The sequence below is a fragment of the Streptomyces sp. WAC05292 genome (genome assembly GCF_003949955.1).
GTDB classification, from domain to species: domain Bacteria; phylum Actinomycetota; class Actinomycetes; order Streptomycetales; family Streptomycetaceae; genus Streptomyces; species Streptomyces globosus.
In genome coordinates this window covers 1-13569 of record NZ_RPSE01000144.1, presented here as the reverse complement: position 1 = coordinate 13569, position 13569 = coordinate 1, and the positions used below count along the sequence as shown (strand labels likewise).

Below are 13569 nucleotides of genomic sequence, written 5' to 3'. Positions count from 1 at the left end.
AGCGCGGCCGGGGCCGGGGCGGGTGCCACGGCGGGCCGGGCGGCCGGCGCGGACACCGGCGTGGGGGCGGCGCTGCGGACCGGGGCGCCGGCGGCGGCGCCGAGCTCCAGTCCGGCGAGGTCGCGCAGGATCTCGTTGGCCCGCAGGTGGCTGCGTCCGATGTCGAGCCCGTGCTCCTTGACGGCGTTGACCGCGTCGAGGACCTCGCTCAGCCGGCCCTGCTCGGCGGCCCGCTCCAGGAGCCCGGTCAGGCGCTCGGCGCTCTGCAGCTGGCCCGTCAGGTAGTCGTCGTGCAGGGAAAGGTGGTCGGCCACAAGATCGGCCAGGCGGTCGTTGTCCACGTGGGCTGTCTCCATGACGGCGGGTTCCGGGGCCTTGGCGGCGGCCGGGACCGGGGCCGGGGCCGCGGGCGCCGGGGCGGCGGCCTTCGGCAGGGTCGGGACCGCGATGCGGTACCCGTTCTCGAGCGCGTCGCGGTAGGCGGCCTTGCGCTCCGGCGAGACGTAGTTGATGCCGTTGAGGAGGATCGACATCCCCTTCTTCGGCGCCTGCTCCTCCTCCGCGGCGGGCCCGTACCGGTCCGCGGTCTCCAGCGGGAGGCCGAGCACCGCGAGCTGGGCCACGCCCTGCTTCAGCGCGGTGTCGGCGTCCTTGCCGGGGCCGGCGTCGAGCGCGACGACGGTGTGCTCGCGGCCGCCGAGGATCCGGCCGACCAGCTTCGCCAGCACGTCCTTCGGGCCGAACTCGACGAACACCCGGAACCCGGCCTCGTACATCTCCTCCACGCGGGCGGCGAAGTCGACGGGGTTCAGCAGCTGCTCGGTCAGGATGCGCCGGTTCGCGGCGGTGTCCGTGCCGTACACGGCGCCCCGCGTGTTCGCGAACACGGGGGCGGCGGGCGCGGCGACGTCGACCGCGTCGACGCTGCCGCGGAACGCCTCCACGGCGTGCCCGACGAACGGCGTGTGGAATGCCGCCGACACCGGCAGGCGCGAGGCCCGCACGCCGGCTTCCTTGGCGGCCGCGATCAGCTTCTCCACCTCGGCGGTGGCCCCGCCCACCACGATCTGGTCGGGCGCGTTGCGGTTGCAGACGACGACCCCGTCGACGGCGGCGAGCAGTTCGGCGACCCGCTCCTCCGGGGCGGACACCGCGGCCATCGCACCGGCCTCGAAGCCCTCCTCCGCGGGCGGGGACATCGCGTTGCCGCGGGCCCGGGCGAGCGCGAAGAACGCGTCGTCGCCGAGGGAGCCGGCCGCCCACAGGGCGGTCAGCTCGCCGAAGCTGTGGCCGAGGAACCCGTCGGCGGCGAAACCCAGTTCGGACAGGTAGCGGTACTGGCCCGCGGACAGGGCGCCGATCGCCGGCTGCGCGTACGCGGTCGCCCGCAGCGCGGCCTCCTGCTCCCTGCGCGCGGCGTCGTCGAACGCGGGCGGCGGGAACGCGACCGCCGACAGCGGCGCGGCCGCGCCCTCGAACTGCCGGTTCGCGGCGTCGAAGGCGGCGCGCAGCGGCGGCAGCGCCATCACCGCGGACCTGCCCGGGTTGACGTACTGGCTGCCCTGCCCGGAGAACAGGGCGCCGACCTTGCCGGCGGCGGCCGCGCGGCGGCGGAACCAGATGCCCTTCGGGTGCGACCAGGCCTCCTCCGCGGGCCGGGCGCGCAGCTGCCCGAGGGCGGTGTCGCGCAGCGCGGCGAGTTCGCCGGCGGTGCGGGCGACGAGCGCGATGCGGGCGCTGCCCTCGGGGACGGGCCCCGCAGTGGCGGGGGCGCCGCCGGCCAGCAGCTCGGTCAGCGCGGCCGTGTCCGGGGCGTGCCACAGGTGGACGGCGGCCACCTGGTGGCCGGCGCGCAGGTCGTCGCCGTCGCCGTGCTCCTCCAGCACCATGTGGAAGTTGGTGCCGCCGAAGCCGAACGAGGAGATCGCCGCGCGGCGCTTGGGCCGTTCGGGGTGGCGGATCCAGGGGCGGGCCTCGGAGTTGACGTACAGCGGGCCGGCCCCCGGCTGCAGCGAGCTGCCGGGCTCCTGGACGTTGATCGTCGGGGGGAGCACCTTGTGGTGCAGGGCCATGGCCAGCTTGATCATGCCGGCGGCGCCGGCGGCGGCCTTCGTGTGGCCGATCTGGGACTTCACGCTGCCGACGGCCGCGTACGCCTTGGCGTCGGAGGCCTCGGCGAGGACGGAGGTGAGCGCCTTCAGCTCGGTGGCGTCGCCGACGGCGGTGCCGGTGCCGTGCGCCTCGAACAGCTCGACGCTGGCGGGGGAGCAGTCGGCGTCCTCGTACGCGCGGCGCAGCGCGACCATCTGGCCCTCGGCGCGGGGCGCGTAGATGGACTTGAAGCGGCCGTCGCTGGAGGTGCCCATGCCGCGCAGCACCGCGTAGATGCGGTTGCCGTCGCGTTCGGCGTCGGAGAGGCGGCGCAGGGCCAGCATGCCGATGCCCTCGCCGATCAGGGTGCCGTCGGCGTCCTTGTCGAAGGGGCGGATGTTCCCGGACTTCGACAGGGCGGGCGTCTTGCTGAAGCACAGGTACATGAAGATGGTGTTCTCGGCGTCGCAGCCGCCGACGAGCATGGTGTCGGAGCGGCGCTCCAGCAGCTCGCTGACGGCCGCGCGGACCGCGCCGAGCGAGCTGGCGCAGGCGGCGTCGACGGTCATGTTGATGCCGCCGAGGTCGAGCCGGTTGGCGACGCGGCCGGCGACGACGTTGCCGAGCATGCCGGGGAAGGAGTTCTCCTCCCACGGGGCGTAGGCGAGGCGGAACTTGGCGGCGATCTCCTCGGCGTCCCGGTCGGTGAGGCCGCAGCTGCGGACGACCTCCTTGATGACCGGGGTCTGGAGGCGGGCGGTCAGCGGCTGCGTGAGCTGGTTGGCGCCGGTGATGCCGAGGACGACGCCGGTGCGGGAGGCGTCGTACCAGGGCTGGTCGGCCCCGGCGTCCTTGAGCAGGTCGCGGGCGACGACGAGACTGAGGAGCTGGAGGACGTCGGTGACCTCCAGGGTGTTCGGGGGCAGGCCGAACTCCAGCGGGTTGAACGGCACGTCCGGTATGAAGCCGCCGCGCCGGGAGTACGTCTTGTCGGGTGCCGACGGGTCCGGGTCGTAGTGCTCGGAGAGGTCCCAGTGGGTGCCGGGCACGTCCTCGATGCAGTCGGCCGCCGCGACCACGTTGGACCAGAACTCGCGCAGGTCGGGCGACTTCGGGTACAGGGCGGAGAGGCCGACGATGGCGATCGGGTCTCGGGCCAGCCGGCGGTCCAGCTGGCTGTCCGACGGCGGAGTGACGGGCTGCGGAGAATTCACGACAGAGCTCTCAGGGTCTCGGGGCGATCGGCCGTGGGCCGGGGTCCGCCGGTCATCGTGGAGAAGGGCCTGCCAGGAGCGGGCGGCGGTCAGGCGGCGTGCACCAGCTGCGCGATCAGGGCGGCGGCGTCCGGGCGGCTGAGCATGGTGTAGTGGTCGCCGGGGCTGCGGTGCAGGGTGAGCCCGCGGGGTGCCAGCGGCTCCCAGCCGAGCGTCGGGTCGTCGGGGATCAGGCTGCCCTCGGCCGTGACGAGGACCAGCGGCACGCTCGACGGCACGGCCTCGTACGGGGTGGTGAGCCGGTTGTTGCGCAGCAGCCCGTCCACGTACGTGTCGTACAGCTTGCGGAGCCCGAACACCGGGGTGCCGGCCTTCAGGGCGCCGGCGGCGACGGCGGCGTCCAGGACGGCCTCCAGGCCGCGGTCGACGTCCGCGCCGGCGAGCCGCTCCGGGTCCGGGGCCACCGGCGTGCCGCGCTTCGCCCCGAGGTACAGGGCGAACCAGCCGAGGAGCAGGGTGGGGTCCAGCTCCTCGTCGGACGGCTTGTACGCATCGGTGGGGGCGATGCTGTCCAGCAGGACGAGCCGGCGGGGCCGCTGCCCGGCCGGGAGCCGCTCGACGAGGGCCTGGGCGACGACGCCGCCGAAGGACCAGCCGGCCAGGGTGTACGGGCGGGCGTCGCCGGTGGGGGAGCCGCCGGTGGGGGAGCCGCCGGCGCGGGCGTCCTCGGCGCGGGCGCCGAGCAGCTCAGCGGCGAGCCGGCCGGCCAGGTCCTCGACGGTGGTCGCGGCGCGGCCGCCCGTCAGCGCGGCCTCCCAGTACTCGGGGAGCGCCGACAGGTCGAGGACGGTGAGCCCCGACCCGGCCGGCAGCGCCGCGGCCAGCGTCCGGTGCACCTCGGCGTCCAGCGCGCCGGGGTGCACCAGGTACACCGTGTCGGCGCCGGCCGCGGCGGTGCTCAGCCGGCGGACGGGCGCCGGAGTCCGGTCAGGACGCAGCCGCATGCCGTTCCTCGGCTCGGGTCTTGGACTCCTCCGCGATGAAGGCGGCCAGGTCCTTGATGGTGGGGTGGTACCACAGGGTGGTGGTGCCGAGTTCGAATCCGAGCCAGTTCTCCATTTCCCCGGCGAGGATCAGAGCCTCGGTGGAGTCGAGGTCGAGCTCGTCGAAATAAAGCTCCGGCGACACCTCGCTCTGCTCCACACCGAGCTTGTGGGCGATCTTCTCGACGAGCCACTGCTGGGCTTCTGACGCCGTCACAACGAGCACGTTGGTTCCTCCCTGGTCCGTGAATTCCGGAAGACCGGTCTGAAAGGGGGGGTGAAGGCCGGCAACGGCCGTCGCACGCGGTCCGCGCACGTCCGGGCCGCCCTGACGCCGCACTGCCGGCAGGTGCTGCGCGGCGGTGGGAAGAGGCGTCGGAGAAATTACGGGACCCCTGCCCCGGTGATTCCGCCGGCGGCGGGGAAGGAAATGGTGCGGTACATGTGGCACCCCCCCGGGCGGGTTTCGGAAACAGAAGACGGAGAAGACGGATCCTGTGAATTCCACGGGTTCTTCCCCGTGCCTTGCCCCTGTCCTTGTCCAGCACAGTAGGCAGGTGCCGGATGGTGTGGCAAGCAATTCCCGCCGCTGTCCGGGACATGCCTGTCGGGCCTCCACCCGGCGTTGAGTTCACATCGAGGAGCCGCCTCGAATAACGGGAGGAACCAGACATTTCCGGCTCCTGGGATGGTGCGCCGCACACGGACGAGCGCCCCTCCGGAGTGGCCGGAAGGGCGCTCATGGGACCCCGCAGGAGCAGTCGCGGGGGCGGTGCGGAAACGCGGTGCGGGCAGGGCGGGCCGCGGGCGGCTCAGGCGCCGGCCGAGGGCAGCAGGTCCGGCCGGTTGCCCAGCTTGAGCAGCAGCAGTGCCAGCGTGGTGCCCTGGGCGCCGAGGGCCGAGCGGTAGCGGTTCAGCATCTCGGTCTCCTGGCCCAGCTGGGTGCGCGGCAGGCCCGCCAGGCTCTTCGCCTGCTGGAGCCGCGTGACCAGTTCCGAGCGGCGGCGGACCAGCTCGATGATCGTGGAGTCGAGCTCCGCCACGTGCTCGTCACGCAGGCCGGCGTCCAGGGTGGCTGCGAAAGGCATGGCTACTCCCGTTCGGTGAGGTGTGAAAGGCAGTCAGGGATGCCGCGGGAGCGGCCCGCGGGCCGCCTCCTGCGTCAGCGGGGCAGGGCCGCCGCCAGCAGGTCCGCGAGGATCTGCGTCGCGTTCTGCGTGAGGACCGACGCCGGGTGGAACTGCACCGAGGCGAACCCCGGGCCCGCCAGCGCGTGGACCTCGCCGGTCGCCGCGTCCCGGAACGCCCGGACGGTGCCCGGCCGGCGGGCGCACCGGAAGGACTCCTCCGGGCTGTGCGCGGCGAACGTGTTGTAGAAGCCGACCAGTTCCGGCCGGCCGAAGAAATCGATCTTCAGCTGGACGCCCTGGTGCGGCACCGGACGCCGCCGCACCTCCAGCCCCAGCAGGATGCTCAGCACCTGGTGCCCCAGGCACACCGAAAGGAACGGCGTCCCGGTGCGCAGCAGCCGCTCCGTCGCCGCGCGCATCGCGGCGATCTTCGGGTGGCCGGCGTCCCGGGGGTCGCCCGGACCCGGCCCGACGATCACCAGGTCGTACGCGCCCGGCTCGTACGGCTCGTCGTAGCGGCGGATGCACACCCGCAGCCCCAGCGCGGCCAGCTGGTGCCGAGCCATCGCCGTGAACGTGTCCTCGGCGTCCAGGATCAGCACCCGCCGGCCCGCCAGGCCGGGCCGGGCCTCCGCCCGCGCCTGCGGATCGGCCAGCCAGAACCCGCCCAGCGCCGAGTTCCGGGCCTCCAGCGCCTGCCGCACCGCCGGGCGGTCCCCGAACGACGGCACCGGCTCCGCCGGCGGCGCCTCCCGCTCCAGCGCCGCCAGCAGCCCGGCCGCCTTGGCCCGGGTCTCGGCCACCTCCGACTCCGGCGAGGAGTCCCGGACGAGGGTCGCGCCGACCGCGAGCCGCAGCGCGCCCGAGGCGTCCACGTCCGCGGTGCGGATCAGGATCGCCGAGTCCATGGCCCGCCCGCCGTCCGCGTCACGGCCGATCAGCGCGGCGACACCGCTGTAGTAGCCGCGGCCCTCCGGTTCGTACTTCCGCACCACCTTGCAGGCGCTCTCCAGCGGGCTGCCCACGACCGTCGGCGCGAACATCGTCTCCCGCAGCACGTCCACGACGTCCAGCCCGGTCCGGCCGCGGATCAGGTACTCGGTGTGCGCCAGGCGGGCCATCTGCTTCAGGTACGGGCCGACTACCTGCCCGCCCTCCGAGCAGATCCGGCCCATCATCTTCAGCTCCTCGTCGACGACCATGTACAGCTCGTCGGCCTCCTTCGGGTCGGCGAGGAAGTCGAGCAGGCCCGCCTCCGTCGGCCCGTCCTCCGGGTAGCGGTAGGTGCCGCTGATCGGGTTCATCACGGCGGTGCCGCCCGCCAGGCTGACGTGCCGCTCCGGGGTCGCCCCGATCAGCGTCCGGCCGCCCAGGTGCACGACGAACGTCCAGTACGCCGACGGCTCGTGCAGCAGCATCCGGCGGAAGAACGACAGCGCGGCCGCCGCACCCCAGTCCTCCACCACGGCCGTGTACGAGCGCTGGAGCACGAAGTTCGCGCCCTCGCCGCGCCCGATCTCCTCGGCCAGCACCTGTGCCGCCCGCGCCGCGTACGTCCCGTCGTCGAGGTCGAACGCCCCGCCCGAGGTCCGCAGCGGCTCCCGGGGCAGCCGCTCCAGCACCTCCTCCCACGGCACCACCGCCTGCTCGGCGATCTCCAGGGCCACCAGCGGCGTCCCGTCGTCGGGACAGGCGAAGCCGCGCTCGCGGATCTGCCGGTACGGCAGCAGGGCCAGCAGCTCGTGCCGCCCCCGCGCGCCGTCCGCCGGCAGCGGCAGCCCGGCGAGCCCCGCCCCGTCCGGGACCTCGACGGCCCGCCCGAGCAGCACGTCCACGCCGCCGGAGCCCGACTCCGGCCGGTGGAGCAGCGCGAAGTGCGGTCCGCCGCCGCCCGCCGGGGCGCCTGCCGGGCCGGCCGCCAGGATCCGGCCCAGCAGGTCCCCGCCGTCCGCGGTCAACGGACCGCCCCCGCACCGGCCCCGGCGAGCTGCCGGAGCACGTCCCGCGTGGTCACGGCCATCCCGCAGCGCGTCGCCACGTACTCCACCGCCATCCGGTGGTGCCCCGCGTCGAAGTCCGCGACCGCATCGGCCACCACGAACGTCTGGATGTCGTGCGCGAACGCCTCGTTCGCCGTCGCCAGGATGCCCACGTGCGCGTACACCCCGCACACCAGCAGCTGGTCCCGGCCCTGCGCCCGCATCCGCTCCAGCAGGTCCGTCCGGAAGAACGCGCTCGGCCGCCACTTCGTCAGCACCGCGTCCCCCTCCGCGGGGGCCAGCACCGCGGTGATCGCCCGGTCCTGCGGCGCCACCGTCATCCCCGGCCCCCAGAAGTCCTTCAGCAGGCCCCGGTCCGCCGGCGTCATGTCCCCCGGCTGCGCCGTGTACGCCACCGGCACGCCCAGCTCCGCGCACCTGCCGCGCAGCGCCGCACTGTTGGCCTTGAGGTCCGTCAGCGGCTGCGCGCCCGCCGGGAAGGGGTGGAGGAAGTACTCCTGCATGTCGTGGACGAGCAGCACGGCCCGCCGAGGGTCGACCGTCCACCGGGCGGTGTTCACGGGCAGCTCCCCGCCCGACGGCATGCAATAGGGTGCGATCGCCGGGATGCCCATGACGATCTCCTTTCTGGGTTCAGGGCCGGTCGCCTCAGGCGCCGAGCGTCGCGCCGCCGTCGACCACGAGGTCGTGCATGGTGATGTGCCGGGCCCGGTCGGAGAGCAGGAACAGCACCGCGTCCGCGATGTCCGGCGGGACGGCGATCCGGCGCAGCGGTATCCCCGTGCGGAACGACTCCGGCAGGCCCTCGATCGAGCTGCGCGCCACGTCCTCCGGGTCGTACATCCCGTACAGCATCGGCGTGTACGTCGACCCGGGCGCCACCGTGTTGCAGCGGATCCCGTACCGGGCGAGCTCCAGCCCCAGGCACTTGGTCAGCATCGTTGCCGCGGCCTTCGACGCCGCGTACGCCGACATGTTCATCCGGGCCGTGCCCGCCGCGTTCGACGCGACCGTGACGACGGCGCCGCTGCCGCGCTCGGCCATGCGCCGGCCCACCGTCCGCGACAGCCGGAACACCCCGCCCGCGTTGACCGCGAACGTCGCCTCCCAGTCGTCGTCGGACAGGTCCAGCACCGGCCCCATCCGCAGCACGCCCGCGCAGTTGACCAGTTCGCAGACCGGGCCGAGCGCCTCCTCCGCACGGTCCACGGCCGCGGTGACCTCCGCGGGCGAGGCCACGTCCGCCGCGACGGCGACGACCCGGTGCCCGTCCTCCGCCAGCTCCTTCGCCACCAGGTCCAGCGCGGACCGGTCCCGGTCCAGCAGGGCCACCGCGCGGCCCTCGGCCGCCAGCGCCCGCGCGACCGCCGCTCCGATCCCGCCCGCCGCACCGCTGACCAGCGCGACCTTGTCCGTCTCCACCGTCATGCCTCCGCCCCCCTGACGTGTCCCGCCAGCACCCCGGCGACGGCCTCGGGCGCGATGCCCAGCCGCCGCGTCGAGAAGGACGCCAGCGCCCGAAGGTAGTCGGCGGCCAGCCGCTCCTCGTCCAGGTGGACGGCCCGGCCGTCCTCCAGGAGCACCCGGCCCGCCACGATCACGGTCTTCACGTCCGCCGAACCGCCGAGGTTCAAGAACCCCTCCAGCGGCCGCGGGTTGAGCAGGTAGCGCCAGTCGCCGGCCGGCACGAGCACCAGGTCGGCCTGCCGGCCCGGCTCCAGCGCGCCCAGGTCGGGCCGGCGCAGGGCGCGCGCCGCTATCCGGGTCGCCATCGCCAGCGCGTCCGTCGGCAGCAGCGCCGTGTTGTCCGCGTACATCTCCGTGTACGCGTGCCACGCCGCCCGCATCGCCTCCGGCATGCCGCCCACCGGCAGCGCCCCGCCGTCCGTGGACAGCGACACGTCCAGCCCGGCCCGGCGCAGCTCCGGGATGGCGCGGGTCTCGGTGAGCGTCGACTCGCCCGTCGGCCCGTACTTGGCGGGGGAGTGGCTGACGTGCGCGCCCGCGGCGAGCAGCAGTGACCGCTCCTCCGCGTCGAGGAACGCGCAGTGCACCGCCACCAGCCGGTCGTCGAGCAGCCCGAGGTCCGCGAGCCGGCGCACCGGGGTCGTGCCGTGGTACTCCCGCATCACGTCCGCCTCCCGGCGCAGCGCGCCGACGTGCGTGGCGAACGGGACGTCGTACGCTCGGGCCAGCTCGCCGAGGCCCTTGCCGAGCCCGTCGCTGACGTTCGTCACGTACGCGGCGCTGGCCTGGGCCGTCACCAGCCCGGACGGGTCCCGGGCGCAGTCGGCGAGGAGCCCCTCCAGCCGGGACAGCACCGCGTCGGTGTCGCGGGTGCGCCGGAAGCGGCCCTCGCCGGGCGCACACACACCGTCGCCCGTCCAGTGGCTGACGGCGCAGCGGACGCCGACGGTGCGGGCGGCCGCCGCGAGGGCTTCGGCGCGGTTGAAGGAGCCGACGTCGCCGAGGGCGGTGGTGCCCGAGCGGAGCTGCGTCCACAGCGAGTAGCGGGCGACGGCCTCGGCCTCGCCGGGGGTGAGCCCGTCGGCGACGTCCTGGAAGGTGTCGAACATCGCCGAGATCGTGCGGACGTCCCCGCCCAGGGCCATCACGCCCGGCTCGTCGGAGGCGTCCCGCGGGTCGCGCAGCGCGCCCTTGAACGGCAGCCGCAGCGCGAACATCTCGTGCCAGTGGGCGTTCACGAAGCCCGGCAGCACCAGGTGCCGGCCGGCCTCGACGGTCCGCATCCCCGCCCGCACCGGCGCCGGCAGCGCCGCGGCCGCCGCGTCGACTTCGGCGACCGGCCCGACCGCGGCGATGGTGTCCCCGACGACCAGGACCGAGCCCGACGGGTGCATCGCCGCGTCCGCGTCGGCGGTGTACACGCAGCCGCCCCGCACCAGCAGCGCCGGCGCCCGCTCCGGCAGCGGCCCCCCGCCGCCCTCGGCCGGGGTGGCGCTCACGCCAGCCTCGCGGTGACCTCGGCGGCGCTCTGCCCCTCGAGGAGGTGCCGCGTCCACGCCTCCAGCGTCGGCTCCGTGGCCAGTTCGCGGACGCCCGCCGCGATGCCGGCCCGGCGCAGCGCCCCGACGACCCGCATGATCTCCAGCGAGCCGAGTCCGCAGTGCACCAGGTTGGCGTCCGGGGCGAGGTCCTCCGGCTCCACCTTCATGACGGCGGCGGTGATCCGGGCCAGCGCCGCGGTCACGGCCTCCGGGCCGGTGCCGGCCGCGGCGGTGCCGGTGGCGGTGCCGGGGGCGGTGGGGCTGTTCGTCATCGGGGCCCTCCCTGAGCCGAGGCCGCGAGCGGCCGGTGCGCCGCGGCGGCCAGGCCGGCCGCCAGCGTCTTCTTGTCGACCTTGCCGAGCCCGGTCAGCGGGAACGCGTCCACGAGCTCCAGACGGTCGGGCAGCTTGTAGTCGGCCAGCCCGCGCAGTTGCAGCGCCTGCTTCAGCCCGGCCAGCGTCGGCGGCTCGCCGTCGGGGACGACGAACGCGCAGATCCGCTCGCCGAGCCACTCGTCGGGCATCCCGACGACCGCCGCCCGCGCCACCGCCGGATGCTCCAGCAGGTGCCCCTCGACCTCGCCGGCGGACACCTTGTCGCCGCCGCGGACGATGACGTCCTTGATGCGGCCCTCGATGACCAGCCGGCCCTCGGCCGTCATCCGGGCCAGGTCGCCGGTGCGGTAGAAGCCGTCCGCGGTGAACGCGGTCCGGTTGTGCTCCTCCGCCCGGTAGTAGCCGCTCAGGGTGTACGGGCCGCGGGTGTGCAGCTCGCCGGTCGCGCCGGGCGGCACCTCCGCCCCGTCCTCCCCGACGATCCGCACCTCGTCGCCGGGCGAGATCGGCCGGCCCTGCGTGGCGAGGACCGCCTCCTCCGGGTCGTCGGCCCGGGTGAAGGACAGCAGCCCCTCCGCCATGCCGAACACCTGCTGCAGGCGCACCCCGAGCCCGGGGCCGACCCGGGCGGCGAGCTCCGGTGCCAGCGGCGCCCCGCCGATCTGCACCGTCCGCAGCGTCCCCAGGTCGTGCGGCGACCATTCGGCGGCCTCCAGCCACAGCTGCGCCACCGTCGGCACCAGCGAGGTGAAGGTGACTCCCTCCTCCTCGACGAGCCGGAAGCAGTCGTCCGGGGCCGGACCGTCGGCGAGGACGACCGTGCCGCCCGCGCCGAGCGTGCCGATCACGCCCGGGCAGCCCCAGGTGAAGTTGAACTCGACGGGCAGCGCCGCCAGGTAGACGTCCCGGTCGGTGAGCCCGTTGACCTCGGCCGCGGTCCGCGTCTGGTACGCGTAGTCGTCGTGCGTCCGCGGGATCAGCTTCGGCAGGGCCGTCGTACCGCCCGACAGCAGGAAGAACGCCACATCGGACGGGTCCGGCTCGGGCAGCTCCACCGGCTCGGCGTCCACCCGGTCCAGCGGCACCGCGGCCGTGCCCGCCGGCACCCCGCCCAGCACGAACAGCGAGCGCAGCGAGGGCACTTCGTCCCGCAGCCGCAGCCCCAGCGCCAGGTGGTCGAAGCCGCGGTGCTCGGCCGGGAGCACGTACGCCGCGGCCTGCGACACCCGCAGCAGGTGGCCGATCTCGGCGGCCCGGTGCGCGGTCAGCGAGAACACGGGCACCGCGCCCAGCCGGAACAGCGCGAAGCACACCGCCGGGAACTCGGGGGCGTTGGGCAGCTGGACGACGACCCTGTCGCCCGGGCCGAGGCCGTGCGCCCGGAAGCCGGCGGCCAGCCGGTCGACCCACGTGTCGAGCTCGCGGTACGTCAGCCGGGTCGCGCCGTGGACGAGGGCCGTCCGGTCCGCGGAGCGGCGGGCCCAGGAGCGCAGCAGGGCGGAGAGGTTCTCGCCCCGCCAGTAGCCGTTCGCCCGGTAGGCCTCGGCGAGGTGCTCACGGGGCGGGGTGCAGCCGTCAAGCATGGTGGTCGGTCTCCTTGTGCGTGGCAGCGGGGAGGACGTTCGTCGGGGGCGGCGGGCCGGCGAAGGGGCTGGGCCCGCCGCGGGGCCCGGGTCAGCGGCCGCCGTGCGGGCCGGTGATCTCCAGGACGGCGCAGGTGACCTCGGCGCCCGGAGCGGCGCCGATGAGCATCACGTGGTCGCCGGCCGCCACCTGCCCGGTGTCGAGCAGGTACTCCAGCCCGGACACGGGGTCGGCGGCCCCCGCGTGCCCGGTGCGCCGGGTGAACTCCCACACGCCGCGGTCGGCGCCGATGCCCAGCGGCTCCAGGAAGGTGTCCTCCAGCGGGCCCCGGGAGAACCCGATGTGGACGACCCGCCTGATGCGGTCCATGCCCACGCCGGCCTCGTCCAGGGTGCGTTCGGCGACGGCGGACACCAGCTCGCCCAGATTCCCCATCGGGGGCAGCACGCCGTTGGCCCACTGCTCCCGCCAGAACCGCCGGCGCGCCTCCAGGTTCAGCGGCCGGCCCACCGTCACCGGCGGCGGGAAGAGGACCTCCCCGCCCCGGTTGAACTCCTCCATCTCCGGGTTGGACAGCGACCGGGCGGCCAGCACCCGGGCGAAGCCGCCGTCCGAGGCGACCACGGCCGCCGCCGCCCCGTCCGCCAGCAGGAACAGCCCCGACGCCCGCCACCGGTCCACCATCGGCGTGCCGAAGTTGTCGGCGGCCGTCAGCAGCACCGCCGGACGCGAGGGGTCGGCGATCAGCCGGTGCGCGGCCAGCTCCAGCGAGGCCAGCATGCCCAGGCAGCCCTGCCGGACCTCCAGGGCCGGGATGGGCACGTCCAGCGCCTTGCGCAGCACGTAGTGCTGCGCGGACCAGCCGTCCGGGCCCTGGAAGTGCGCGCTGCTGTGCAGCAGCGCCGCGAACTCCCCGGGCGCGCGGCCCGACCGGCGGACCGCGGCCGCGGCTGCCTCCGCGGCCATGTCGGGCGCCGGGACGTCCCCGGCGACCGCCACCGACAGGATCCCGGAGGCCTCGCGCACGTCCGGGTCCAGCAGACCCTCCTTGACGGCCCGCTCGGTCTCCACGACCTCGGGCAGGACACTCGCGATGCCCGCGAGGTACAGCTTGTCGAACCGCATGGTGGTCAGCTCTCCGTCCGGTACGGGATGGGCGGGTCG

General features: G+C 75.0%; 11 protein-coding genes. All 11 read right to left on the bottom strand.

Annotated elements, in window-relative coordinates:
- On the bottom strand, positions 1–3305 hold a 3305-nt coding region (locus EF903_RS17145), incomplete at its 3' end, for a type I polyketide synthase (RefSeq protein WP_125544108.1).
- 89 nt (positions 3306–3394) lie between these two features.
- Positions 3395–4309, bottom strand: coding sequence for a thioesterase domain-containing protein (locus EF903_RS17140; protein ID WP_125544107.1), 915 nt, complete (start codon positions 4307–4309; stop codon positions 3395–3397).
- Positions 4293–4574, bottom strand: coding sequence for an acyl carrier protein (locus tag EF903_RS17135; protein ID WP_114059283.1), 282 nt, complete (start codon positions 4572–4574; stop codon positions 4293–4295). Before EF903_RS17135 ends, EF903_RS17140 begins: the two co-directional genes overlap by 17 nt.
- A 586-nt stretch (positions 4575–5160) precedes the next feature.
- Entirely contained in the window at positions 5161–5436 is a 276-nt protein-coding gene (locus EF903_RS17130; protein WP_125544106.1) for a chorismate mutase, read from the bottom strand.
- Between the two features lie 74 nt (positions 5437–5510).
- Positions 5511–7436 (bottom strand): anthranilate synthase family protein, encoded by a 1926-nt coding sequence (locus EF903_RS17125; protein WP_399421053.1) that lies wholly within the window; start codon positions 7434–7436, stop codon positions 5511–5513.
- Complete coding sequence (locus tag EF903_RS17120) at positions 7433–8092, bottom strand: isochorismatase family protein (protein WP_125544105.1); 660 nt, start codon at positions 8090–8092, stop codon at positions 7433–7435. The genes EF903_RS17125 and EF903_RS17120 overlap by 4 nt, the downstream gene beginning before the upstream one ends.
- 34 nt (positions 8093–8126) lie before the next feature.
- Positions 8127–8906 (bottom strand): 2,3-dihydro-2,3-dihydroxybenzoate dehydrogenase, encoded by a 780-nt coding sequence (locus EF903_RS17115; protein ID WP_125544104.1) that lies wholly within the window; start codon positions 8904–8906, stop codon positions 8127–8129.
- Positions 8903–10444, bottom strand: a complete 1542-nt coding sequence (locus tag EF903_RS17110; protein WP_260615481.1) for an amidohydrolase family protein — start codon at positions 10442–10444, stop codon at positions 8903–8905. Before EF903_RS17110 ends, EF903_RS17115 begins: the two co-directional genes overlap by 4 nt.
- The gene (locus tag EF903_RS17105) at positions 10441–10758 is read right to left on the bottom strand and encodes a phosphopantetheine-binding protein (protein WP_125544103.1); all 318 of its coding nucleotides are present in this window, start codon (positions 10756–10758) and stop codon (positions 10441–10443) included. Before EF903_RS17105 ends, EF903_RS17110 begins: the two co-directional genes overlap by 4 nt.
- Complete coding sequence (locus tag EF903_RS17100) at positions 10755–12404, bottom strand: (2,3-dihydroxybenzoyl)adenylate synthase (protein ID WP_125544102.1); 1650 nt, start codon at positions 12402–12404, stop codon at positions 10755–10757. Before EF903_RS17100 ends, EF903_RS17105 begins: the two co-directional genes overlap by 4 nt.
- 91 nt (positions 12405–12495) lie before the next feature.
- Positions 12496–13569, bottom strand: a 1074-nt coding sequence (locus EF903_RS17095; RefSeq protein WP_312845935.1) for a ketoacyl-ACP synthase III family protein, incomplete at its 5' end; no start/stop codon positions are given.

Coding starts and splice junctions, on each gene's coding strand:
- EF903_RS17120 (WP_125544105.1), bottom strand. CDS start 8,092: ATGGGCATCCCGGCGATCGCACCCTATTGCATGCCGTCGGGCGGGGAG.
- EF903_RS17115 (WP_125544104.1), bottom strand. CDS start 8,906: ATGACGGTGGAGACGGACAAGGTCGCGCTGGTCAGCGGTGCGGCGGGC.
- EF903_RS17140 (WP_125544107.1), bottom strand. CDS start 4,309: ATGCGGCTGCGTCCTGACCGGACTCCGGCGCCCGTCCGCCGGCTGAGC.
- EF903_RS17105 (WP_125544103.1), bottom strand. CDS start 10,758: ATGACGAACAGCCCCACCGCCCCCGGCACCGCCACCGGCACCGCCGCG.
- EF903_RS17100 (WP_125544102.1), bottom strand. CDS start 12,404: ATGCTTGACGGCTGCACCCCGCCCCGTGAGCACCTCGCCGAGGCCTAC.
- EF903_RS17130 (WP_125544106.1), bottom strand. CDS start 5,436: ATGCCTTTCGCAGCCACCCTGGACGCCGGCCTGCGTGACGAGCACGTG.